The following is a 22,308-nucleotide window of genomic DNA, read 5'->3' as shown; positions in this document are numbered from 1 at the left end:
CGAGGCAATTATCCTAATTTTCTCTATTGTTTTTGATAATTTTCAATGAACGCCGATGCATTTAGGATCGAAGCGATGGAGCAGGGCCTTTCGCGGGGCAGTCTCGATCCGGATCCGATCCGCTTGTTTGAACATTGGTACACCGCCGCGATCGAGACGGAGCTGCCGGAACCCAACGCCATGAGCCTGTGTACGGTGGACGACGGTGGTCAACCCTACGTCCGCACCGTGTTGCTCAAGCTCTTCGACCGCGAGGGGTTCGTTTTTTTCACCAACTTCGAAAGCCGTAAGGCGCGGCAGATCGACCGCAACCCGCAGGTCGCGGCGCTCTTTCCTTGGGTGGCGTTGGCGCGGCAGGTCCAGATCACGGGACGAGCGGAACGCATCCCGACCGCGGAATCGCTGCGTTATTTTGCCACCCGACCGCGCGGCAGCCAGATCGGCGCGTGGTCGTCTCCTCAGAGTCAGGTGATCACCTCGCGATCCTTGCTCGAGGCGAAGGTCGCCGAGATGAAGCAGCGATTTGCACACGGCGAGATCCCGCTCCCGGACTTTTGGGGCGGCTTTCGGATCATTCCGAGCAAGATCGAGTTTTGGCAAGGGCGCGAAAGCCGATTACACGACCGCTTTCTTTACACGCGCGAGGGTGACGGGTCCTGGCGAATCGAGAGGCTCGCGCCTTAAACCGCGCCCAGCGCGGTATGTGATGGACGGTCACTGCGGTTTTGACTCAAAGCGCTCCGGCGTCGATCAAGAGTCGGTGAACCGACTCTGCGACCTGCCGATAGCCTGCCGCGTTCGGATGGATCTGATCCGCTTTCAAGTCGCGGTCGGCGAGGACATCGGCCAGCACCGTGTCCTCGAGCGGGATCTCGAGCTCGTCCGCCAGCTCCCGATAGAGCGGGTGGGTACCGAGGAACAGCCCGGGCTTCGGAATACCGAGCAGCACGACCGATGCGCCCCGGTCTCGCGCGAGCATGACCATCTGCCGAAGATTGGACTTCGTCTGCTCCAGGTCGCGCCGGCGCAGCATGTCGTTGCCACCATGACCGAGGATGACCAGGTCCGGCTGCACGGTGTCGAGCACCCCCGGCAGCCGAGCGAGACCGGCGTCGCTTTCCTCCCCCGGCACGCCGGCATTCACCACTTCGCGGCCGCTCGATACTGCCAGGACCTCCGCGAAACCCTCGCCGATGCCTGCCCCGGTGCCGCGTGTGAGGCTGTCGCCGAAGGCCAGGATCACCGCGCCGCTCGGCAACGAGGGCAGCTCGGGCGCGCGGCTGCAGCCGACGATCAGGACGACAGCGATCAACAGGGTGAGCAGGCGATGGGTCATCTCCGCCATGCGTTCCGCATCAACGTCAGTGCACGGGAGCCTTACGCGTTGCATTACCCCACTACCCGACGCCAATAGCTCATGCGCCAGTAGTAGAGCACGGTGGTATCGGGCCAGGGATAGGAGTCCCCGTAGGCGACGCCGCGGACCGGCTGCTCGATGTTGTCGCGCGAGGGGTCGAGGGGACGCCAGCCGTCGTCACGTCTCTCGCCCTCGACCGGGGTGCGGGTGTTGCCGATGCTGCGGCGCTCGGACGCGCCGTAGTCTCGGAAATTCTGTTGGGCCTCTTCCAGGCTCACGGTGTTGCTGCTGCCCGGCATCCGGGCGAAGCGCAATTGGGTCAGATCGTCCTCCCAGCCGCAGATCGGGCAGACCTGGTGAAACCCGGGTTCGCGATCATGGACGCGGTAGCCGCAGCACGGGCAGGGGAATTTGGTGTCGTCGGTCAATACCGTCTCCGTGTGGGTGGGTTGGCGCCGTTTGCCATCCGTCAGCCTCCAGCTGTCAGCCATCAGCCGCTAAAACACTGGCCTCGCGACTGCCCGGCACTCAATGAAACAAGGGGCGCTATCGGCGCCCCTTGTTCCCTTCCATACCCTCGGATTGGCGCCTACCTAAGCCCTGTCCGACGCGATAAACGCTGTTTTCAATCAGCCGGTGAACCTCCATGAAGCCCGATGGATGCGCATCGACCCAGCTTGCGACGCTGATCCTGAGTCATCCCTAAACCATCCTAAACCGCGTCAGCTCCGACGCCTGTGGATGCCCGGAGACCAGGCACCAAGCGACAACAGCGCATATCACACCGAGACGCGGTTTAGTTGACCTTAGGCTCAAGCTCGCCCTTGGCATAACGATCGGTCATGGCCTCCAGAGACATCGGCGTGATCTTGCTTGCGTTGCCGGCGGTGCCGAAGGCCTCGTAGCGCGCCTTGCAGATGCCCTTCATGGCCTTGGTGGCGGCGATGAAGTATTTGCGCGGATCGAACTCCTTGGGATTCTCGGCCAGGAACTTGCGGATGGCGCCGGTGGAGGACATGCGCAGATCGGTGTCGATGTTGACCTTGCGAACGCCGTTCTTGATGCCCTCGACGATCTCTTCGACCGGCACGCCGTAGGTCTCGCCCATGTCGCCGCCGTACTGGTTGATGATGGCCAACCAATCTTGCGGGACCGAGGAAGATCCGTGCATCACCAGATGGGTGTTGGGGATGCGCTTATGGATCTCCTTGATGCGCTCGATGGCGAGGATGTCGCCGGTGGGCGGACGGGTGAACTTGTAGGCGCCGTGCGAGGTGCCGATGGCGATGGCGAGCGCATCGACACTGGTCTTCTTGACGAAGTCGGCAGCCTCTTCCGGATCGGTCAGGAGCTGGCTGTGGTCCAGGACGCCTTCAGCACCGATGCCGTCTTCTTCGCCGGCTTGCCCGGTCTCCAGGGAGCCCAGGCAACCCAGCTCACCCTCGACCGACACGCCGCAGGCATGGGCCATCTCGACGACGCGACGGGTGACGTCGACGTTGTACTCGTAGGAGGTCGGGGTCTTGCCGTCCTCGCCGAGCGAGCCATCCATCATGACGGAGGAGAAGCCGAGCTGGATGGAACGCTGGCAGACGGCCGCGGAGGTGCCATGGTCCTGGTGCATGCACACCGGGATGTGCGGCCATTCTTCGATGGCGGCCAGGATCAGGTGACGCAGGAAGGGGGCGCCGGCATATTTGCGGGCACCCGCGGAGGCCTGCACGATCACGGGGGAGTCCGTTTCGTCGGCGGCCTCCATGATGGCGCGCATCTGCTCGAGGTTGTTGACGTTGTAGGCAGGGACGCCGTACTGGTGCTCGGCGGCATGGTCGAGCAATTGACGCAGCGAAATCAGGGCCATGTAGGTTCTCCTCGTATCGGACTGACAGCTAAAAACGAGCGGGCAAGCAGCAAGGATCGCTGGCTCAGTCTTTCGTCAGGAGCTTGTGCTCGCCGACCCGCATGATTTTCAAGATATTCGTTTGGCCTTCAACCCCCGAGCGATCGCCCTTGGTGATGATCACCAGGTCGCCGTCACGGACCGTCCCGCGTCGCATCAGCTCCTCGATGACCTCGCGATTCACCTCGTGGATGTCCGTGCTGGCCACATCGAAGCTTACCGGATAGACACCGCGGAAAACCCTGACTTTTCGTCGGGTTGGGGCGGATCGGGTGATCGCGTAGATCGGGATGCCCGAGCGGATACGCGACATCCATTTCACGGTCGAGCCGGTCTCGGTCAAAGCGGCGATCGCCTTCACGCCCAGGTGGTTGGCCGTGTACATGGCGGCCATGGCGATCGCCTCGTCCACACGACCGAAGACCGAATCGATCCGGTGTCCCGAGCGCGTGACATGCTTTTCCGCTTCGAGACAGATGCGGTCCAGCGCCTCCACCACCTTGGCGGGGTTCTTCCCGATCGAGCTCTCGGCCGAGAGCATGACCGCGTCCGTGCCGTCGAGCACCGCATTGGCCACGTCGAAGACCTCCGCCCGCGTGGGGATCGGGTTTTCAATCATGGACTGCATCATCTGAGTCGCGGTGATGACGACGCTGTTGAGCTCGCGGGCACGGCTGATCAGATTTTTCTGTGCGGCCGGCAGCTCCGCATCGCCGATCTCCACGCCCAGGTCGCCGCGTGCGACCATGATGACATCGGCGGCATTGATGATGTCGTCGATCGCCCGAAGGGACTCGGCGCGCTCGATCTTCGCGACGACGCCGCCGTGACCGCCGGCCTCGTAGAAGAGCTCGCGCGCAAGTCGGACATCATCGCCATTGCGCACGAATGACACCGCAAGATAGTCCGCGTCGATCTCGGCTGCGAAGCGGATGTCGTCCTGGTCCTTCTCGGTCAGGGCCGGGGCCGACAAACCGCCGCCCTTCTTGTTGATGCCCTTGTTGTTGGACAGGGCACCGCCGACGACGACCTTGCAGTCGATCCGTCCGCCGTCGACCGCGTCCACCCACAGCTCGATCGCGCCGTCGTCGAGCAGTAACGTGTCGCCGTGGCGGACATCATCCACAAGCTCGGGGTAGGTGGTGCCGACCCGATGGCGGTCACCGGCATCCAGAGGACATTCGGCATCGATCGCGAAGATATCCCCCCGCTCGAGTAGGATCGGGCCCGCGGCGAACTTGCCGATGCGGATCTTGGGTCCCTGCAAGTCCATCAGAAGCGCGATCTCGCGCCCGGCGGCTGCCGCACGCTCGCGGATCCGCTCCGCACGCTCGCGATGCCGTTCATGGCTGTCGTGCGAGAGATTGAGGCGAACCACGTCCACCCCGGCAGCGATGATCTCGTCCATCACCGAGACCGGGTCGGTCGCGGGGCCGAGCGTGGCGACGATCTTAGTGCGTCTTGGCATGTCTAGCCTCCGGCCGCCTGCCTCCGCCCTCCAGCCCCGGCTTCCGAGCAAATCGCCGGAGGCTGGAGGCTGGTGGCAGGAGGCGGGTTGCGCTGATCAGTCCTTCGCCCGGGCCTCGAGCATGGCTACTGCCGGGAGTGTCTTGCCTTCCAGGTATTCGAGGAAGGCACCTCCTGCGGTGGAGATATAGGAGACCTTGTCATAGATGTCGTACTTCTGGATCGCTGCGATGGTGTCGCCGCCGCCGGCTAGACTGAAGCCCGGAGCCTCGGCGATGGCCATCGAGACCGCCTTGGTGCCGCCGCCGAACTGATCGAACTCGAAGACGCCGACCGGGCCGTTCCAGACGATGGTTCCTGCCTTGGCGATGATATCGGCCAGTTCCTGCGCTGATTTCGGCCCGATGTCGAAGATCATGTCGTCGTCGGTGACGTCCGCGGCGGCCTTGGTCACGGCCGGCTCGTTCTCGTCGAACTTCTTGCCGCAGACGACGTCGACGGCGATCGGGATCGTGGCACCGCGCGCGGTCATCTTTTCCATCAACGCCTTGGCGGTTGGAATAAGATCATGCTCGCAGAGGGACTTGCCGACCGGAAAGCCGGACGCAGCGAGGAAGGTGTTGGCGATCCCGCCGCCGACGACGAGCTGATCGACCTTTTCCGACAGCGCCTCAAGGACCGTCAGCTTGGTCGAGACCTTGGAGCCGCCGACGATCGCGACCATCGGGCGGGCTGGAGCGGCGAGCGCCTTCCGGAGCGCATCGAGCTCTTCGGCGAGCAGCAGTCCGGCGCAGGCGACCGGTGCCTGTTGGCCGACGCCATGCGTGGAGGCTTGGGCGCGATGGGCGGTGCCGAAGGCGTCCATGACGAAGACATCGCAGAGCGCGGCGTACTGCTTGGCGAGGTCCGCGTTGTCCTTGCCTTCGCCCTTGTTGAAACGGACGTTCTCCAGCAGCACCAGCTCCCCGTCCGCGACCTCGGGAGCCTGGCCGAGATAATCTCGCACCAGCCGAACCTCGCGGCCGAGCTTGGCGCTCATGGCATCCGCAACAGGCTTGAGCGAGTCGGCCTCGGAGAAGACACCTTCCTCGGGACGACCCAGGTGCGACATCACCATCACCTTGGCGCCGGCCTTCATGCAGTGCTCGAAGGTCGGCATGGAGGCGGTGATGCGCGCATCGGAGGTGACCTTGCCGTTCTTGACCGGCACGTTGAGGTCGGAGCGGATCAGCACCCGCTTTCCGGCGAGATCCAGATCGGTCAGCTTGATGAAGGACATGGTGAGATTCCTCGTTGGATCGGATATTTTTGTAAATATGAAATTCAGAGATAAAACTGATTTTTACATCGATATCAATGGTTTTTTAGACGTCACTTCGTCACGATGATCAGGCTGAATCAAGGAACTTGCTCGCACAACCCTTGCCTCCGGAGAGACTGCGGAAACGCCGGGGCCGGTCTTCTTGCGTGGTAGAGAAACCGAGACCTCATCAATCATAAGTCCTCGGGGGTCAGCCCCGTATGCTTCGCAACCCGAGCCAGCATTCGGGGACCGATGGTCTCGCGATCATGAAACGCGAAGACATAGTCGGGCCAATCAGGACGCGACAGAGTCCGATGGGAGCCCGTTTGACGTTTAATGCTCCAGCCGATGCTCAGCAAGGCGGAAATGAGTCTTCTGCCCTTGACCGAAGGCCATTGGCTCATGCCGCAGCGAGATCGATGCAGATGGCCATGGGGCGGGTTTCGCCGACCTCGATCTGTTCCGCGAGCACGCGAAGCGCGAGCACCTCGACCTTCGCCATGGCTTCTTCGGCGTCTTTGCCGTAGGCAAGCGCGCCCGGGATCTCGGGGATCTCGGCTATCCAGCGGCCGTCCTCTTCTTGTTCCGATTCGATATGGAAGTGCATGGCTTTTCCGGTTGCGCTTCGGCCCTCTTCGACAAATCCGTTCCCACGCATTGCGCGGGAACGAGCTGTTTGCGTCGACGACGCTTACTTCGAAACGTGCTCCACCATGCGCAGCATGTTGCAGGTGTAGCCGTACTCGTTGTCGTACCAGGAGACCACCTTCACGAACGTCGGGTCCAGCGCGATCCCGGCCTCGGAATCAAAGACAGACGGGGTGGGGCAACCGCGGAAATCGGTGGAGACCACCTTCTCGTCCGTGTAGCCGAGCACGCCGGCCAGATCGCCGGACTCGGACGCCTTCTTCATGGCGGCGCAGATGTCGGCATAGCTGGCTTCCTTGCTCAGCTCGACGGTCAGGTCGACCACGGAGACGTCGGAGGTGGGCACGCGGAAGGCCATGCCGGTCAGCTTGCCGTTGAGCTCGGGCAGGACCTTGCCGACCGCTTTGGCCGCTCCGGTGGAGGAGGGGATGATGTTCTCCAGGATGCCGCGACCGCCGCGCCAATCCTTCATTGAGGGGCCGTCGACCGTCTTCTGGGTCGCGGTTGCGGCATGCACCGTGGTCATGAGGCCGCGCTTGATGCCCCAGTTGTCGTGCAGGACCTTGGCGACCGGCGCCAAGCAGTTGGTGGTGCAGGACGCGGCGGAGATGATCTCCTGCCCGGCGTAGGTCTTGTGGTTGACGCCGTAGACGAACATCGGGGTCGCGTCCTTGGAGGGCGCGCTCTGCACGACCTTCTTGGCGCCGGCCTCGAGGTGCTTGCGGCAAGAGGCGTCGTCGAGGAAGAAGCCGGTGCACTCGATGACCAGCTCTGCGCCGACATCGCCCCACTTGAGGTTGGCCGGGTCGCGCTCTGCGGTCAGACGAATGTTCTTGCCGTTGACGATCATGGTATTGCCGTCGACGGCGATGTCGCCCTTGAAGTTACCGTGGACAGAGTCGTACTTCAGCATGTAGGCCAGATACTCGGGGTCGAGCAGATCGTTGATGGCAACGACCTCGATGCCCGGGAAATCCTTCGCGATTGCGCGGAAGGCCATCCGACCGATACGACCGAAACCATTGATGCCGACTTTGATTGTCATCGAGAGATACTCCTCTAAAGGGAACAAAAACCTGTATTGCGCGAATCAGGCATCCGGGATGCCGAAGGGTCGGGGAACCCTCGATTCGAGCGAAGACCACCGTGTCGTGGGTTTGCGCTCGGCACTGCTCTCGCGTGCTTCGGACGCCGGGTGGGTGAGCGCCCGGCGTCCCGTCTGCGCAGCGGTGGTAACGATCAGAGCACGCCGCGAACCTTGGCGACCAGATTCTCGACCGTGAACCCGAACTCCTTGAAGAGCGGGCCGGCAGGCGCCGACTCGCCGAAGCGGTCGACACCGAGGATCGCGCCCTGGTGACCGACATACTTCCACCAGCCGTCCGTGACTGCGGCCTCGACCGCAACGCGGGCGGTCACGCCCTTGGGCAGCACCGATTCGCGATAGGCGGCATCCTGCGCATCGAAGGTGTCGGTGGACGGCATGGACACCACGCGGATCGCCTTGTCCGACATCGCCTCGGCCGCCTTCACGGCCAGCTCGACCTCGGAGCCCGTAGCGATGATGATCGCATCCGGGGTGCCGGCACAGTCGCGCAGGATGTAGCCGCCGCGCGCGATGGCATCGAGCTGCTCGGGCGAGCGGTTCATGTGCGCGAGGTTTTGACGCGAGAAGATCAGGCAGCTCGGGCCGGTACGCCGCTCGATGGCGAGCTTCCAGGACACCGCGGACTCGACCGCGTCGCACGGACGCCAGACGCTCATGTTCGGGATCATGCGCAGCGTCGGGATCTGCTCGACCGGCTGATGGGTCGGGCCGTCCTCGCCCAGGCCGATGGAGTCGTGGGTATAGACGAAGATCGACTGGATCTTCATGAGTGCGGCCATGCGCAGTGCATTGCGCGCATACTCGGAGAACATCAGGAAGGTCGCGCCGTAGGGCACGAAACCCCCGTGCAGAGCGATGCCGTTCATGATGGCCGACATGCCGAACTCGCGCACGCCGTAATAGACATAGTTGCCGGGCGCGTCGCCCTTACCGATGCCCTTGCAGCCCTTCCACAGGGTCAGGTTGGAGCCGGCGAGGTCCGCCGAGCCGCCGAGCAGCTCGGGCAACAGCGGGCCGAAGCCGTTGAGCGCGTTCTGCGAGGCCTTGCGCGAGGCAATGGTCTCGCCTTTTTCAACCACGGCGGCTATGAAGGCGTCCGACTGCGCGGCCCAGTCGCTCGGCAGATCGCCGGCCATGCGACGCTTGAATTCGGCGGCCTCGGTCGGGAATTTCGCGGCGTAGGCGGCAAAGCGGTCGTTCCACGCAGACTCGGCCGCGGCGCCGCGCTCCTTGGCGTCCCAACCCTGATAGACGGCGTCGGGGATCACGAAGGGGGGATGGTTCCAGCCCAGTGCCTCGCGGGTCAGCGCGACCTCGTCCTCGCCCAAGGCCGCGCCGTGACACTCTTCCTTGCCCTGCTTGTTCGGAGAGCCGAAACCGATGATGGTCTGGCAGCAGATCAGACTCGGACGGTCGGTGATCTCGCGAGCGGTTTCAATCGCCGCCTTCACGGCCTCCGGGTCATGGCCGTCGACCTTGGGGATGACGTGCCACCCGTAGGCCTCGAAGCGCTTCGGCGTGTTGTCGAGGAACCAGGCCGGCGTGTCGCCGTGGCCGCGAACCTCGCCGTCGATCGAGATGTTGTTGTCGTCGTAGACCGCGATCAGCTTGCCCAGACCCAAGGCGCCGGCCAGCGAACAGGCCTCGTGCGAGATGCCTTCCATCAGACAGCCGTCGCCGAGGAAGACATAGGTGTAGTGGTCGACGATGTCGTGGCCGGGCTTATTGAACTGTGCGGCGAGTGCCTTTTCGGCCAGTGCCATCCCGACCGCGTTGGTGATGCCCTGACCGAGCGGCCCCGTTGTGGTCTCGACGCCCGGGGCGTAACCGTACTCGGGATGCCCGGGTGTCTTGGAGTGAAGTTGGCGGAACTGCTTGAGGTCCTCGATCCCGAGCTCATATCCTGTCAAGTGCAGCAGAGCATAGATCAGCATCGAGCCGTGACCGTTCGAGAGAACGAATCGGTCTCGGTCGGGCCAGGCCGGGTTTTCCGGGTTGTGCGACATGAAGTCGTTCCAGAGCACCTCGGCGATGTCGGCCATGCCCATCGGCGCGCCCGGATGACCCGAATTGGCTTTTTGGACCGCGTCCATCGCGAGTGCTCGTACGGCATTGGCAAGATCTTTACGTGAGGACATCAGTCCCTCCTAAGTTCAGAAGCAATGGTCAGTCGGTCAAGCGTGCCGCGAGTCGCGACCGCCGGCCGCGTCGCGGCGGGCGCATGTCGGGATATGGCACGACGGCGGAATGCTGTGTGCAGGGCTAGCGGCCGAAGCGATTGCCGCTGCGCTCGGCGAGGTCTTGCTTGCGCGAACGAATTGGCCGGTTTCGAAACCCTTGCGAAGGTGCGTCATTGTGGACGAAGAGCGTCGACCCGAAAATCAAAACAAACTTATACCGTCAAAAAGGAAGTTATCAGATCCTAATATTAAGAATTGCGCGAGAAAATGACCAGTTATTTCGTGCGGATCGAAGATCCCGCGACCTGCACGACGGCTACGCCGACTTCCATTTGATGGAACAGCCGATGCTCGGGATCTGTCGTTCAGGGCCGTTTCCTGTTCGCGCAACCTGCTGCATGGCTTCGAAAAGATCGCGTGGCGCATCCTCCGGCGCCGTCTCCTTGCGACTGGCATCGAGACGCCCTCGGTACTGGAGCTCGAGCGCCGCGTTGTATCCGAAGAAGTCCGGCGTGCAGATTGCCCCGTAAGCCTTCGCGACGGCTTGGGTCTCGTCGAGCAGGTAGGGAAACGGGAAGCGAAACGCTTCGGCGACCCGTTGCATGTTCTCGAAGGAGTCTTCCGGGTAGTCGTGCGGATCGTTGGACATGACCGCAACACAGCCGATTCCGATGTCGATCAGCTCGCGAGCATCTTTGACGATGCGCTCCCGAACCGCTTTGACGTAGGGGCAGTGGTTGCAGATGAACATGACGAGCAAGCCGCGCTCTCCGGCACAAGCGTCGCGGGTCCAGACCTTGCCGTCGGTGCCGGGGAGGGCGAAATCCGGCGCGGGGCGCCCGAAGTCGCAAACGGGGGTTTCGAGCGAAGCCATCGAAGGTCTCCGAGTGAAAGCCAGGGCTGCCGGGAAGCCCAGGTCTGTTCCGACGTATCAGTATGTTACCGAAAGGACGGTGATTTCTAAATCCCCGCGCCGATGCGCGGCAACGACCGGCATTCGCAACCGCCGGACGGTTTTGCGGTTTTGCGTCGACTCGCTATCATAGCGCACCCAGACACGCACCTCATCGGGACAAAAAGAAGGCCATCGACACTATGAGCAAGGACTATATCTTCACCTCCGAATCCGTCTCCGAAGGACATCCGGACAAGATGGCGGACCAGATCTCGGATGCCGTGCTCGACGAGATCTTTCGCCGCGATCCGAACCACGCCAAGGCGCGTGTTGCCTGCGAGACCCTGGTCAAGACCGGTTTCGTGGTGCTGGCGGGGGAGATCACGCTCACCGACGGCAACCTCAAGATCGACTACGAGAGCATCGTTCGCAAGGTCGTGACCGATATCGGCTACGACGGGTCCGAGGTCGGTTTCGACGGTCAGACCTGCGGCGTTCTGGTCGCGCTCGGCGAGCAGTCCAAGGATATCGCCCAGGGTGTCGATCGCGAGGACGAGGAGTCCCGGGGGGCCGGCGACCAGGGCATGATGTTTGGCTATGCGACCAACGAGACCGATCAACTGATGCCCGCGGCGATCGACTACGCGCATCGTCTGGTCAAGCGCCAGGCCGAGGTTCGCAAGAACGGCACCTTGCCGTGGCTCCGCCCGGATGCCAAGTCGCAGGTCACCTTCCGTTATGTCGACGGCAAGCCGGCTGCAGTGGAGGCCGTGGTGCTCTCCACCCAGCACAGCCCGGATGTCAGTCAAGGCGTGCTGCACGAGGCGGTGATGGAAGAGATCATCAAGCCCGTCCTCGGCGGCACCGGTTGGATGACCGGCGACACCAAGTACCATATCAACCCGACGGGCCAGTTCATCATCGGCGGCCCGGTCGGCGACTGCGGCCTGACCGGGCGCAAGATCATCGTCGATACCTACGGTGGTATGGCGCGCCACGGCGGCGGTGCCTTCTCCGGCAAGGACCCCTCGAAGGTCGACCGCTCGGCGGCCTATGCCGGGCGCTATGTCGCGAAAAACATCGTTGCCGCCGGCCTTGCCGAGAAGTGCGAGGTTCAGGTGTCTTATGCGATCGGGGTTGCGGAGCCGACGTCGCTGTCCATCGATACCTTCGGCACGGCGAGCATCAGCGAGCACCGAATCATCGAGCTGATCCGCGCGCACTTCGATCTGCGCCCCTACGGGATCACCCGGATGTTGGATCTCACCAACCGCGACCTGATTAAGTACCGCGACACTGCGGCCTACGGTCACTTCGGGCGTTCGGAGCCGGGCTTCACGTGGGAGCGGACGGATAAGGCCGAGATGCTGCGCGAAGCGGCGGGGATCTAAGGCTCGACCGCGCCCGCTGGGATACGGGGTCTTTCAGGTGCGCGTCGGATCACGTTCGCACGAGGCCGTCGGGGGACGCGGTCGAGGAAAATGCTGTTCTTGAATCGCGTCCGGGATGGTCGGCGTTTGGGCATCGTAATCCGAGGGCGTGTTCGCTTGGCGCCGTTTTCGTCTCGGCATGCGTTTTCCATGACAAGTTGGGATTGATCTTCCTCATACACCTCGCGACCGAGGAGCGTTGCGACCCGGGCCATCGGAGCCCGGGCCAGGCTCGGCGGCGGGGTCGACACGACAACGGCGCTCACTCACGTTTCATCAGGAGCTGATAACCATGAGTGAGTTTACCGATTACAAGGTGGCCGATATCTCCCTGGCCGATTTCGGTCGCAAAGAGATGGCGATTGCCGAAACCGAGATGCCGGGTCTGATGGCCCTGCGCGAGCAGTTCGGCAAGAGCAAGCCGCTCGCCGGCGCACGCATTACCGGCAGTCTGCACATGACCATCCAGACCGCCGTCTTGATCGAGACGCTGGTCGCACTCGGCGCCGAGATCCGCTGGTGCTCGTGCAACATCTTCTCGACCCAGGACCATGCCGCCGCCGCCATCGCCGCGGCCGGCATCCCCGTCTATGCCTGGAAGGGCGAGACCCTGGACGAGTACTGGTGGTGTACCGAGCAGGTCCTGAACTGGCCCGACGGCGGCGGCCCGAACATGATCCTGGACGACGGCGGCGACGCCACCCTGATCGTGCACAAGGGTGTGGAGTACGAAAAGGCCGGCGCCATTCCGGCACCCAAGGCCGACGACAGCGAGGAATGGCTGTCCATCCTAGGGCTTCTCTCACGGACCTTTGCGCGCAATCCCAAGCATTGGCACGGCATCGCCGAGGGCATCCGCGGCGTCACCGAAGAGACGACCACCGGCGTTCATCGCCTCTATCAGATGTTCCGTGACGGGCAGCTCCTCTTCCCCGCCATGAACGTCAACGACTCGGTCACCAAATCGAAATTCGACAACCTCTACGGCTGCCGCGAGTCGCTGGTGGATGCGATCAAGCGCGCGACCGACGTCATGATCGCCGGCAAGATCGCCTTGGTCTGCGGTTACGGCGACGTCGGCAAGGGCTCCGCGGCATCGCTGCGCGGTCTGGGCGCGACCGTCTGGATCACCGAGGTCGATCCCATCTGTGCGCTGCAGGCGGCGATGGAAGGTTATCGCGTCGTGACCATCGAGGATGTTGTCGGCATGGTCGACATCTTCGTCACCGCGACCGGCAACACCGACATCATCACCCACGATCACATGGCCGCCATGAAGGACCAAGCGATCGTCTGCAACATCGGTCACTTCGACAACGAGATCCAGGTCTACGCGCTCAAGCAGTACGAGTGGGTGAACATCAAGCCGCAGGTCGACCAAATCGTCTTCCCGGACGGGCATCGCATCACCCTGCTGGCCGAGGGGCGGCTGGTCAACCTGGGCTGCGCGACCGGACATCCGAGCTTCGTGATGTCCAACAGCTTCACCAATCAGGTGTTGGCCCAGATCGAGATCTTCACCAAGCCGCAGGACTATCCGGTCGGCGTCTATGTGCTGCCCAAGCATCTGGACGAGGATGTCGCGCGTCTGCATCTGGGCAAGATCGGCGCGAAGCTGACGACACTGTCGAAGGCGCAGGCCGACTATATCGGCGTCCCGGTCGAGGGTCCTTACAAGGCCGAGAACTACAGGTATTAAACCGCGCGCGTTGTCTTGATCCAGCGGGGTTCGCGGGCTTCGCGGCCTCGCGGGCACTTTAAGGCGTTGGAGCTGGCGCGGTTTAAGTCTTTGAGACAGGGGCTTGGATCGCGTCCGCTTCAGCCGCTTCGGGTTTGTCCCCGGTGGATCGCCTAGAACAATTGCGTATGGCGCTGTTTACGCCTTGAACTGCTCGTGACACCGCTCTGCGGTGTCACGTCTCTGTCGGGCGCTCCGCGCCACGTGCGCCGATTGCCCATTGGCGTTCGTGGCCCGTCGCGGTGCTGTCCGTCTCCACCCATTCGCCGCCGGATCGAAGCCACTGACCGCGCTGTCGTTCAACGCGCGGGAGGCGAGAGGCCGGAGGCCGGAGGCTTTTGAGCCATGCCGCCCGTATCACAACAACCCCCGACCTTCAGCGTCGAGCTCTTCCCGCCCAAGACCCCGGAGGGAATGGAGAAGCTCAAGCGCGAGATCGCGCAGCTCAACGGTGTTTCGCCGGGCTACTTCTCGGTGACCTACGGGGCCGGGGGATCCACCCGCGACCGCACCTTCGAGACCGTCGACTGGCTGCGCGGCCATGACATCGAGACCGCCCCGCACATCGCCTGTGTGGGTTCGGCAAGGGCCGAGATCCGCGAGATCCTCGGCCGCTATCGGGAGCAGGGGATCCGACGCCTGGTGGCCTTGCGCGGTGATCTCCCCTCCGGTATGGGCGGGGGCACCGGGGGCGATTTCCGTTACGCCAACGAGCTGGTGTCCTTCATCCGCGACGAGTTCGGGGATAGTTTCAAGATCGAGGTTGCGGCCTATCCCGAGTATCACCCGCAATCCGGGAGTCCCGAGCGGGACCTCACCAACTTCAAGCGCAAGGTGCAGGCCGGTGCGGATGCCGCCATCACGCAGTATTTCTACAATCCGGATGCCTACTTCGCCTTCATCGAGAGTTGCGATCGGGTCGGCGTCACCCTGCCGATCATCCCCGGCATCATGCCCATCACCAATTACACGCAGCTCGCGCGTTTCTCCGACGCCTGCGGTGCCGAGATCCCGCGTTGGGTGCGGCGCCGACTTGAGGGTTACGGCGACGACGTGGAGAGTCTGCGTGCCTTCGGGCACGAGGTCGTGCTCAACCTCTGCCGTCGCCTGATCGACGGCGGGGCGCCGGGACTGCACTTCTATACGATGAACCAGTCGGGCCCGACCCTGCGGTTGTGGAAGGATCTCGCGCTTCCGTTGCCCGCCTGAGCTCGATCGGATGCGAAGCGTTGCCGCGCCCGGGTCTTCCTGGATTCGCGCCGACGATGGCGCACATTTCCGCCGCGGTTGGGCTGAAGGTGGCCTTCGTTGCGTTCCGCCCGGGCGAATCCGAGGCGCATTGATCGTGCTGGGTCCGGAGGGTCGCGCCTTTAACCAACGCAAAAAGTAAGGTTTGTCGTCCCGGCGCATGTCGCCGTGCTTACCGTGAGATGAGTCCTGTTCCTGACGGAAGCTACTGAATAAGCTTGAATGGCGTCATCGGTAGCGTCTCGCGATATTCGAGGAAAGTGCTCGCCGGTATCGTCCGGTTGACCCGATCAGGTTCGCTCAACCAGCGCGGCGCCGTTTAATACGTTGCGCCTGTACGCCATCGGCGCCTATACTCGATCCGCTTCTACCGGTAATGAGCGGCCCGGGCTTCTTCGCAGGGTTAGCCGTTACTCCGATGGGCCGTCGAGCCCGCAACCTCCCCTTCTGCCCGGATTTGTGCAACACGGCAAATCGCGCCGGTCGGCTGTTTGCGCCCTCATACGGTTCACCTCGGAGCTCAGTCCGATCCCCGCAGGGTTCGGTCGCAGGCTCCACATCAAGCCCGCAGTCGGAGACAACAGCATCCCGACTTCGGAGACCCCATTGCGGGCAAGCCCGCGCCCAACGTTTCCTGATTAGAGGTAGGACGAATATGAATAAAACGATCAAGTTTGCAGGTCTTGCAGCCGTTGTCGCTCTGGCCGGTGCTTCCTTCTCCGCCAGTGCTTGGTGGGGTGGCCCCGGTTACGGCGGACCCGGCGGCTACGGCGGCGGGCCCGGCTACGGCAGCGGCATGATGGACAACTTCGGCGACATGTTCGGTGACGGCACCGGCGACTTCAACATGAACATGAGCGGAAGCGGCCGCGGCTACGGGCGTGGTCAGGGTCGTGGCTATGGTCGCGGTTACGGTTACGGCGATCAGTACGGCTACGGCGCGCCTTACGGCTATGGTGCCCCCTACGGCGCGCCCGGCTACGGCGCTCCTTACGGTGCGCCCGGCTACGGTGCCCCCTACGGCGGCGCAATGCCAGCCCCGATGGCTCCTCCGGCTGCTCCCGCGCAATAAGAACCTGCTGTTCGTCTAGGGACCTCGGTACAAGCCGAGAGTCCCGAGGCGGCTCGGATACAGGGATGTATCCAACCCCGAACCCGCATGGCTTTTCCCCCAGTTTTCCTCCAGTCCAGTCGGCGTTTCCGACGCAATATCTGCTCCGAACATCCCTCAGTCTCCCTCGCTAGCCTGCCTTGATCGTCCGCCGTTTGGTTCCGCCACGCACTCTGACTGCGTCCCTTCGACAAATGACCCGGATCTACTCTCCACATCGCCTGCATTTATGGTGATAATTGAGAAACACCGGGTCCGGTCGGATATCCGGGCACATCAAGGCGAGGCTCGGCATGGCTGAAAAGCATCTGTATCTGTCCCTGATCCCGCAGGCGCTGATCGCGTCGATGCTCGAGCCGGAGGCTTTCGGCAGCTACTATGCGGTCGGGTCCAAGGCCCACGTCAAAGGCGAGGCGATCTTTTTCGAGGTCGACCCGGCATTCCGCTCCGAGGATTTCCCGTTCCATCTGGTGGACGAACGCTGCATTACTCAGCCGGACGGCGCCCCGAAACGCTCGGTTTATCTCTCGATCTATCGTGTCTTGTCGCGCATCCCCGTATCCGCGCTCGGCAACCTCTATCTGGTGACCAACGACGGCAAGACGCTCGAGCTGCCGCGCTCGGTCTATGTGCCCGAGCCGGGCGGTCGTCTCCATCTTTATCAAGAGTTCTGCCCCATCACGCCGATGGTCGCCAGTCGTTCGGAACCGCATGAGTTTTGCGACGCGATCACGGACCCGTCGCACACGGTCCATGTGCCTCGTCTCGTGTTCTCGGAGCTCCATCTCGGCGCGCTCGCAACCGATCCCGAGAACGGCGCGGCCGACGATCTTCCCTATCCCAACCTCGCTCATCTGCGTGATGTGCTTTACGAGCTGAAACACAACGACACCAAGCCGAGCAAGCTGGTACTCAAGCAGGTCAAGGAAGGCGTGCTCTACCGAATGGTCAAGGGCGGGTTCTATGTCGGCGACCAGACCGACTTTGCCTTCTACCGCTTCCCGGATCTCGAGGAGCTCGAGAACCGTCATCGGGGCTGGTGGCGCTCGGCCCAGGTGACCGGGCTCGAGTGATACGCGGTTCTCGATTCCCCTGAGTCTCGGACTCAGGTCCTGCCCGGCGCATTTCCGGCGGCGGGTTCTTTTGGCCTCCCACGTCCATCGGAATACCCATGAACGAGCCTGTCTTTTGGATCGCACCGATCGCCGCGCTGTTGGCGATGATCTATGCCCGGAAGTTTTTCAAAGAGATGCTCCGGCAGGACCAGGGAACCGCGTTGATGCAGGAGATCGGCGACCATGTCCGCCACGGCGCCATGGCGTATCTGCGCCAGCAGTACAAGATCATGTTCTTGGTGTTCGCGGTCCTCACCATCGTCTTCGGCGTTCTCGCTTACTACTACCAGGTTCAAAACACCTGGCTGCCCTTTACCTTCGTCTTCGGGGGCTTCTTCTCGGCACTCGCCGGCTATTTCGGCATGCAGACCGCGACCCGTGCATCGACCCGCACGGCCGCGGCTGCGCGCACATCGCTCCCGGAGGCACTGAAGATCGCCTTCCGCAGCGGTGCCGTCATGGGGCTCGTTGTGGTCGGGCTCGGACTCGGCAATATCGTCGTCTGGTTCATCCTGGCCGACCTGCTGATCCCTCACAGCGCAGCCGGTGAAGGGGTCCGTATGGTGCTCGTCACCACGACGATCCTGACCTTCGGCGTGGGCGCCTCCATGCAGGCCATGTTCGCACGTGTCGGCGGCGGTATCTTCACCAAGGCTGCGGATGTGGGTGCCGACCTGGTCGGTAAGGTCGAGTCCGGCATCCCGGAGGACGACCCGCGCAATCCCGCCGTCATCGCGGACAACGTCGGGGACAACGTGGGCGATGTCGCCGGCATGGGTGCCGACCTCTTCGAATCCTATTGCGGCTCCATCCTCGCAGCCGCCGCGCTAGGGGCGGCCGCTTATGTCTTGGATCCGGCGCTTCAGATGAAGGCCGTGGTCGCCCCCATCGCCATTGCCGGCATCGGCATTCTGCTGTCGATCGTCGGGGTCTATCTGGTCAAGACCAAGGAAGGCGCGACCCAAAAGGATCTGCTCGGATCGCTTTCGCGCGGTATCAATGCCAGTGCGCTCATGATCGTAATTGCCTCCGCCGGGCTGCTGCTTCTCCTCGGCATCCCGAATGTCTGGGGGGTCTGGGGCGCGGTTGTGACCGGCTTGGTCACGGGCATCATCGTCGGTCGCTCGACCGAGTATTCGACCTCGCCCAGCTACGGCCCGACCCGGCTCATTGCGGCCCAGGCCGAAGGCGGGCCGGCAACCCTCATCATCGCAGGCGTCGGTGTGGGTATGCTCTCGACCGCCATTCCGGTCCTGGCCGTCGGCACCGGGACCATGCTGGCCTTCCTCTTCGCGTCCGGTTTCGATCTGACCCAAATGAACCAGGGTCTCTATGGCGTGGCCATCGCGGCGGTCGGGATGCTGTCCACGCTGGGGATTACGCTCGCCAGCGATGCCTATGGTCCCATCGCCGACAATGCCGGCGGCAATGCCGAGATGAGCGGTCTGGGCGCCGAGGTGCGGGCACGCACCGATGCACTGGATTCACTGGGCAACACCACCGCGGCGACCGGTAAGGGGTTCGCGATCGGCTCCGCCGCCTTGACCGCGCTCGCACTCATCGCCTCCTATATCGAGGTGATCCGCATCGAGCTGGTGAACGCCGGGCAGACGGTCTTGACGCTCGGTAACGATGCAACCGTCGAGACGGCGCGGGCCACCCTGACCGACTTCATGACCTTCTTCAACGTGACCCTGCTCAACCCGACCGTACTCGTGGGCCTGCTGATCGGCTCGATGGTGGCCTTCGTCTTCAGCGGCTTGACGGTGCAGGCGGTCGGGCGTGCGGCCATTATGATGGTCGAAGAGGTGCGCCGGCAGTTTCGCGAAGATCCGGGCATCCTCCAGGGCACCTCCCAGCCCGACTATGAGCGCTGTGTCGCGATCTCCACCGTCGGTGCGCAGCGCGAGATGGTGCTGCCGGCCTTGCTGGCCGTGATCGCGCCGGTCGTGGTTGGCCTGCTGCTGGGTGTTGCGGGCGTTATCGGTTTGCTGATGGGCGGGCTTGCCAGCGGCTTCGTGCTCGCGGTCTTTCTCTCGAATGCCGGCGGCGCCTGGGACAACGCCAAGAAATATATCGAGTCCGGCTATCACGGCGGCAAGAACTCGCGCGCGCACCGGGCATCCGTGATCGGCGATACCGTCGGTGACCCCTTCAAGGACACCTCGGGTCCGAGCCTAAACATCCTGGTCAAGCTGATGAGCATCATGGCCATCGTCATGGCCGGAGTGACCGTGACCTACAGCGTGCTCTGATCTCGATACGGGACAGCTGAACCGCAGAGGCGCGATCGTTGGCGCCTTTGCGGTGCGTCGGCTGTCCTCCGCCGCTCGGCGCATCTCTGCGTGCGGCGGTCCTTGCCGAGGAATCAGTGTTGGTGATAAAGGTCGTCGAGCGGGCTTTCGTGGGCAAGGGGGGTGCCGAGCTCCGCCCAGGTGAAGAGATTGAAGGCGCGATGTCCGTTGTGATCGAGCACTCGGAGGCTGTCCGACTCGGTAAACCCGTTCATGACCTTCTCGAAATGGCCTTTGTAGCGCTCCCGTGCCAACTCCATCGGGATCTCGTACGCCAGGAATTTCGGGATGCCTTTATCCTTCAGACGCTCCAGCAGATCGGGATTTTCGAGCGAGTCGTACGAGGTCACGATCACGATCGGACCGTTTCCGGTCACCAACATTGCGCATTTCATGGGGTTTCTCCACCAGATTGATCGCCCAAGCCGGGCGAAATAAATTGACCGAGCGCACGTGGGTTTTTCGCCGCGTTGCGCGCCCCGCGCACGCCGGGCCGGCGCTTCGCCTCCTAGGCGCGCCCTGTACCGGCGAGCGCGGGACGCACCCTGCTTTCCGAAAAACCCACCTGAGCTCGGTATAGCGTGACGCGAGGATCGATTCCGGTTTGGACGACATCATGACCGGCACGGACGAGGTCCGGCACGGAGCGGGCGGATTTTAACACCGAAGGAGACACGGTGGGCGAGGCGCGAGGGACCGCGGCATCGGACAGGGAGAGAGGCCATGCTGTGGCTTGCCTTTCGGAGAGGGCCTCACCGTTTGCGCGGACATCTCGGGCAGACTTTATCCGTCTTGTGTCGCCTGCAGGACTTGCCTATCGCCTGCCGACCCGAGTCTGATCAACCTGATTCGAGAGCGATGCGGCACCTCATCACCGAGGGTCAATCCTGCTCTTCGACCTCGGCAAGGACAACGCCGGTGGCGTTCGCCGGGTCGTCGGTCAAGACGAGACAGTGCTCTCGTCCATCCACCAGGTAGAGTTTGAAGCCCTCGGCGCTGCGAACAGGCCTCCCGACGCCGATGTCGTCATCGCTGCAATGGGTGAAATGGATATCGGTGAAGGTCTCCCGCAAGGCGCCGAGGGTCTCTGCGCTGAGCCCCGCTCGGCGCACCACCTCCGTGATCTGGTCGAGTCGCTCCCCCGCGATCATGCCGCATCCTCCGAGCGCGCGAATCGAACCCGTTCTTCGGGCGACTGCCCCATCGCCTTGGCGAGCCAAGGCGGGGCCTTCTCGCCGAGAATGCGCTGGAGGGCGATCATGCGGGTTCTCGCGCTTCCGCCCGCCGCGTCTTTGATAGGGTGGATATCGGCCTTGACGACCTTGGCTGCAGCAGGACCCCCGATCGAGGCCACATAGAGCACCTGACAGTCGGCGATCAAGGCGGCACGCTGGCCGTTCCTGTCCTCGACCGTTCCGGATTCGTCGACCTCGCGCACGTCGATCAGGCGAATCTCGTTCGCCGAGACCTGGTAGACCAGGAAATGCCGCGCGGCCCCGAAATGTCCGTCGAGCTCATCGCCTCCGTTCGATGCGCAGGCGACCCGAACCGAGCCGGGCATGTCGCCCTCGGCATAGGGCTCGATCGGCGGAGCCGGCGCGACGGTCTCCCCGGTCTCGCCCTTGAGGATGGCCAGCATGGATTTCAGCAGATCAGTGTCCAGATCGCCCAACTCCCCGTCGGCGGCCTGCTTGAGATCCTTCACCCGCAGGGTGTCCAATGTGGTCGCGGTGGGCGGCAGGCCCACGGCGTCGGCGAGGACACGAATCAGGCGCGCCGGATCCGGTTCGGGGAGGGTGCGGGCGGCCAGGCCGATGCGCAGCGCGATATCGTCGGAGAGTGTGTCGTTGGACATCGGATTCGGTCCTGTCTGCTATGGGTAGGAGATGGATTGCGTGATGGGACGAGCGACCGAAAACCCTCTCGACCCGCTCGTCACGCCACGCACGGTTCAAGCCGGGACGATGCAGTCCTCTTCCATGCAGGCATCGAGGCACTGCGGCACGCCGGGTTCGCCGTCACCCTCGCATTCGCTGCAGGTGTTGGCGTCGATGCGGTAGACGCCCTTCCAGGCCGAGATGGATTGCGTCGGGCACAAGGGCTCGCAGTCGCCGCAGGCGGTGCAGAGCTCGCGAATAATTTGCAGGGCCATGTCGATTCTCCTGATTACTCGTCGCCGCGCTTAAAACGCAGCGTGGTCGGAAACGCGGGGGGCGGGCTGATCGGGTCGATATACCAACGCGACCCGTCGGTCAGCTCCACCTCGCCGCCCCAGTGTTCGGCGTCATCCAGCTCCACGGAGGCAATCGTCTCCTCCATGTCCTTTTTCGCGACGTAGAAGAGCAGTTCTCCCGCGTCGTTCTTACGAATCATCACATTGGGCATCAGTGGGTTGCCTCTCGTCGTCTTGAAGGGGTGCGCCGAGCGTCTCGTCTGGAAGGGATGGTGAGGGAACAGCGGAGTGCCGGCTTGGCGGTGGGGTCCAGCCCCGGGTACGACGGATTCCGTGCCGGG

General features: G+C 63.2%; 22 protein-coding genes and 1 riboswitch. Of the genes, 7 read left to right on the top strand and 15 right to left on the bottom strand.

What is annotated here, in order from left to right; all coding sequences use genetic code 11:
- The first annotated feature begins 45 nt into the window (after nucleotides 1–45).
- A complete protein-coding gene (gene pdxH, locus LT988_RS08085; RefSeq protein ID WP_232409663.1) occupies nucleotides 46–684 on the top strand; it encodes a pyridoxamine 5'-phosphate oxidase in 639 nt (212 codons plus the stop codon).
- A 46-nt stretch (nucleotides 685–730) separates the two neighbouring features.
- Here the strand turns inward: pdxH and LT988_RS08080 are convergent, their stop codons facing one another.
- The 10 genes from LT988_RS08080 to LT988_RS08040 form a co-directional block, all read right to left on the bottom strand.
- Nucleotides 731–1,345, bottom strand: coding sequence for an arylesterase (locus tag LT988_RS08080; RefSeq protein WP_332460557.1), 615 nt, complete (start codon nucleotides 1,343–1,345; stop codon nucleotides 731–733).
- A 44-nt stretch (nucleotides 1,346–1,389) separates the two neighbouring features.
- The gene (locus LT988_RS08075) at nucleotides 1,390–1,785 is read right to left on the bottom strand and encodes a CPCC family cysteine-rich protein (RefSeq protein ID WP_232409662.1); all 396 of its coding nucleotides are present in this window, start codon (nucleotides 1,783–1,785) and stop codon (nucleotides 1,390–1,392) included.
- Nucleotides 1,786–2,153: 368 nt separating this feature from the next.
- The gene (gene fba / locus LT988_RS08070) at nucleotides 2,154–3,218 is read right to left on the bottom strand and encodes a class II fructose-bisphosphate aldolase (RefSeq protein WP_232409661.1); all 1,065 of its coding nucleotides are present in this window, start codon (nucleotides 3,216–3,218) and stop codon (nucleotides 2,154–2,156) included.
- A gap of 64 nt (nucleotides 3,219–3,282) precedes the next feature.
- On the bottom strand, nucleotides 3,283–4,725 hold the full coding sequence (pyk, locus tag LT988_RS08065) for a pyruvate kinase (RefSeq protein WP_232409660.1): 1,443 nt from the start codon (nucleotides 4,723–4,725) through the stop codon (nucleotides 3,283–3,285).
- Between the two features lie 96 nt (nucleotides 4,726–4,821).
- On the bottom strand, nucleotides 4,822–6,003 hold the full coding sequence (locus LT988_RS08060; RefSeq protein ID WP_232409659.1) for a phosphoglycerate kinase: 1,182 nt from the start codon (nucleotides 6,001–6,003) through the stop codon (nucleotides 4,822–4,824).
- Nucleotides 6,004–6,218: 215 nt separating this feature from the next.
- Nucleotides 6,219–6,431 (bottom strand): type II toxin-antitoxin system HicA family toxin, encoded by a 213-nt coding sequence (locus tag LT988_RS25230; RefSeq protein ID WP_269752114.1) that lies wholly within the window; start codon nucleotides 6,429–6,431, stop codon nucleotides 6,219–6,221.
- Nucleotides 6,428–6,634, bottom strand: coding sequence for a type II toxin-antitoxin system HicB family antitoxin (locus LT988_RS08055; RefSeq protein ID WP_232409658.1), 207 nt, complete (start codon nucleotides 6,632–6,634; stop codon nucleotides 6,428–6,430). The genes LT988_RS25230 and LT988_RS08055 overlap by 4 nt, the downstream gene beginning before the upstream one ends.
- Before the next feature lie 84 nt (nucleotides 6,635–6,718).
- A complete protein-coding gene (gene gap / locus LT988_RS08050) occupies nucleotides 6,719–7,720 on the bottom strand; it encodes a type I glyceraldehyde-3-phosphate dehydrogenase (protein WP_007192123.1) in 1,002 nt (333 codons plus the stop codon).
- A 194-nt stretch (nucleotides 7,721–7,914) separates the two neighbouring features.
- Nucleotides 7,915–9,921: a transketolase gene (gene tkt / locus LT988_RS08045; protein ID WP_232409657.1), complete on the bottom strand. Its 2,007-nt coding sequence runs from the start codon at nucleotides 9,919–9,921 to the stop codon at nucleotides 7,915–7,917.
- A gap of 358 nt (nucleotides 9,922–10,279) precedes the next feature.
- Nucleotides 10,280–10,837 (bottom strand): thioredoxin family protein, encoded by a 558-nt coding sequence (locus LT988_RS08040; protein ID WP_232409656.1) that lies wholly within the window; start codon nucleotides 10,835–10,837, stop codon nucleotides 10,280–10,282.
- 221 nt (nucleotides 10,838–11,058) lie between these two features.
- On the opposite strand from LT988_RS08040, the gene metK reads away from it, so the two are divergent.
- The 6 genes from metK (at nucleotide 11,059) to LT988_RS08010 (ending at nucleotide 19,755) form a co-directional block, all read left to right on the top strand.
- Complete coding sequence (metK, locus tag LT988_RS08035; RefSeq protein WP_232409655.1) at nucleotides 11,059–12,249, top strand: methionine adenosyltransferase; 1,191 nt, start codon at nucleotides 11,059–11,061, stop codon at nucleotides 12,247–12,249.
- 224 nt (nucleotides 12,250–12,473) lie between these two features.
- Nucleotides 12,474–12,559, top strand: a riboswitch (S-adenosyl-L-homocysteine riboswitch).
- Nucleotides 12,560–12,580: 21 nt separating this feature from the next.
- Nucleotides 12,581–13,987 (top strand): adenosylhomocysteinase, encoded by a 1,407-nt coding sequence (gene ahcY / locus LT988_RS08030; RefSeq protein ID WP_232409654.1) that lies wholly within the window; start codon nucleotides 12,581–12,583, stop codon nucleotides 13,985–13,987.
- 384 nt (nucleotides 13,988–14,371) lie between these two features.
- Nucleotides 14,372–15,235: a methylenetetrahydrofolate reductase [NAD(P)H] gene (gene metF, locus LT988_RS08025; RefSeq protein WP_232409653.1), complete on the top strand. Its 864-nt coding sequence runs from the start codon at nucleotides 14,372–14,374 to the stop codon at nucleotides 15,233–15,235.
- Between the two features lie 694 nt (nucleotides 15,236–15,929).
- Nucleotides 15,930–16,346 carry a sulfur globule family protein gene (locus LT988_RS08020; RefSeq protein WP_232409652.1) on the top strand — a complete coding sequence of 139 codons (417 nt, stop codon included), beginning with the start codon at nucleotides 15,930–15,932 and terminating at the stop codon, nucleotides 16,344–16,346.
- Between the two features lie 332 nt (nucleotides 16,347–16,678).
- Nucleotides 16,679–17,458 carry a hypothetical protein gene (locus LT988_RS08015; protein ID WP_232409651.1) on the top strand — a complete coding sequence of 260 codons (780 nt, stop codon included), beginning with the start codon at nucleotides 16,679–16,681 and terminating at the stop codon, nucleotides 17,456–17,458.
- A gap of 98 nt (nucleotides 17,459–17,556) precedes the next feature.
- A complete protein-coding gene (locus tag LT988_RS08010) occupies nucleotides 17,557–19,755 on the top strand; it encodes a sodium-translocating pyrophosphatase (RefSeq protein WP_232409650.1) in 2,199 nt (732 codons plus the stop codon).
- 113 nt (nucleotides 19,756–19,868) lie between these two features.
- On the opposite strand, the gene LT988_RS08005 is transcribed toward LT988_RS08010, so the two are convergent.
- From LT988_RS08005 to nifT, 5 genes are all read right to left on the bottom strand, one after another.
- Nucleotides 19,869–20,189 (bottom strand): hypothetical protein, encoded by a 321-nt coding sequence (locus LT988_RS08005; protein WP_007192132.1) that lies wholly within the window; start codon nucleotides 20,187–20,189, stop codon nucleotides 19,869–19,871.
- 486 nt (nucleotides 20,190–20,675) lie between these two features.
- Nucleotides 20,676–20,945 (bottom strand): DUF6129 family protein, encoded by a 270-nt coding sequence (locus LT988_RS08000; RefSeq protein ID WP_232409649.1) that lies wholly within the window; start codon nucleotides 20,943–20,945, stop codon nucleotides 20,676–20,678.
- Nucleotides 20,942–21,649, bottom strand: a complete 708-nt coding sequence (locus tag LT988_RS07995; protein WP_232409648.1) for a dinitrogenase iron-molybdenum cofactor biosynthesis protein — start codon at nucleotides 21,647–21,649, stop codon at nucleotides 20,942–20,944. Before LT988_RS07995 ends, LT988_RS08000 begins: the two co-directional genes overlap by 4 nt.
- Before the next feature lie 96 nt (nucleotides 21,650–21,745).
- Nucleotides 21,746–21,946, bottom strand: a complete 201-nt coding sequence (locus LT988_RS07990) for a 4Fe-4S binding protein (protein WP_232409647.1) — start codon at nucleotides 21,944–21,946, stop codon at nucleotides 21,746–21,748.
- 14 nt (nucleotides 21,947–21,960) lie between these two features.
- A complete protein-coding gene (gene nifT, locus LT988_RS07985; RefSeq protein ID WP_232409646.1) occupies nucleotides 21,961–22,179 on the bottom strand; it encodes a putative nitrogen fixation protein NifT in 219 nt (72 codons plus the stop codon).
- Nucleotides 22,180–22,308: the final 129 nt, after the last annotated feature.

This window comes from Thiocapsa bogorovii, assembly GCF_021228795.1.
Taxonomy (GTDB): Bacteria; Pseudomonadota; Gammaproteobacteria; order Chromatiales; family Chromatiaceae; genus Thiocapsa; species Thiocapsa bogorovii.
This window is presented reverse-complemented; position numbering and strand designations above follow the sequence as displayed.

What these genes read in the sequence shown, in the direction of transcription:
- LT988_RS08040 (WP_232409656.1), bottom strand. Translation starts at nt 10,837, where the DNA reads ATGGCTTCGCTCGAAACCCCCGTTTGCGACTTCGGGCGCCCCGCGCCG.
- LT988_RS08010 (WP_232409650.1), top strand. Translation starts at nt 17,557, where the DNA reads ATGAACGAGCCTGTCTTTTGGATCGCACCGATCGCCGCGCTGTTGGCG.
- LT988_RS08080 (WP_332460557.1), bottom strand. Translation starts at nt 1,345, where the DNA reads ATGGCGGAGATGACCCATCGCCTGCTCACCCTGTTGATCGCTGTCGTC.
- LT988_RS08060 (WP_232409659.1), bottom strand. Translation starts at nt 6,003, where the DNA reads ATGTCCTTCATCAAGCTGACCGATCTGGATCTCGCCGGAAAGCGGGTG.
- gap (WP_007192123.1), bottom strand. Translation starts at nt 7,720, where the DNA reads ATGACAATCAAAGTCGGCATCAATGGTTTCGGTCGTATCGGTCGGATG.
- ahcY (WP_232409654.1), top strand. Translation starts at nt 12,581, where the DNA reads ATGAGTGAGTTTACCGATTACAAGGTGGCCGATATCTCCCTGGCCGAT.
- fba (WP_232409661.1), bottom strand. Translation starts at nt 3,218, where the DNA reads ATGGCCCTGATTTCGCTGCGTCAATTGCTCGACCATGCCGCCGAGCAC.
- LT988_RS08020 (WP_232409652.1), top strand. Translation starts at nt 15,930, where the DNA reads ATGAATAAAACGATCAAGTTTGCAGGTCTTGCAGCCGTTGTCGCTCTG.
- metF (WP_232409653.1), top strand. Translation starts at nt 14,372, where the DNA reads ATGCCGCCCGTATCACAACAACCCCCGACCTTCAGCGTCGAGCTCTTC.
- LT988_RS07995 (WP_232409648.1), bottom strand. Translation starts at nt 21,649, where the DNA reads ATGTCCAACGACACACTCTCCGACGATATCGCGCTGCGCATCGGCCTG.
- metK (WP_232409655.1), top strand. Translation starts at nt 11,059, where the DNA reads ATGAGCAAGGACTATATCTTCACCTCCGAATCCGTCTCCGAAGGACAT.
- LT988_RS08015 (WP_232409651.1), top strand. Translation starts at nt 16,679, where the DNA reads ATGGCTGAAAAGCATCTGTATCTGTCCCTGATCCCGCAGGCGCTGATC.
- LT988_RS08055 (WP_232409658.1), bottom strand. Translation starts at nt 6,634, where the DNA reads ATGCACTTCCATATCGAATCGGAACAAGAAGAGGACGGCCGCTGGATA.
- nifT (WP_232409646.1), bottom strand. Translation starts at nt 22,179, where the DNA reads ATGCCCAATGTGATGATTCGTAAGAACGACGCGGGAGAACTGCTCTTC.
- LT988_RS07990 (WP_232409647.1), bottom strand. Translation starts at nt 21,946, where the DNA reads ATGGCCCTGCAAATTATTCGCGAGCTCTGCACCGCCTGCGGCGACTGC.
- tkt (WP_232409657.1), bottom strand. Translation starts at nt 9,921, where the DNA reads ATGTCCTCACGTAAAGATCTTGCCAATGCCGTACGAGCACTCGCGATG.
- LT988_RS08000 (WP_232409649.1), bottom strand. Translation starts at nt 20,945, where the DNA reads ATGATCGCGGGGGAGCGACTCGACCAGATCACGGAGGTGGTGCGCCGA.
- pdxH (WP_232409663.1), top strand. Translation starts at nt 46, where the DNA reads ATGAACGCCGATGCATTTAGGATCGAAGCGATGGAGCAGGGCCTTTCG.
- pyk (WP_232409660.1), bottom strand. Translation starts at nt 4,725, where the DNA reads ATGCCAAGACGCACTAAGATCGTCGCCACGCTCGGCCCCGCGACCGAC.
- LT988_RS25230 (WP_269752114.1), bottom strand. Translation starts at nt 6,431, where the DNA reads ATGAGCCAATGGCCTTCGGTCAAGGGCAGAAGACTCATTTCCGCCTTG.
- LT988_RS08005 (WP_007192132.1), bottom strand. Translation starts at nt 20,189, where the DNA reads ATGAAATGCGCAATGTTGGTGACCGGAAACGGTCCGATCGTGATCGTG.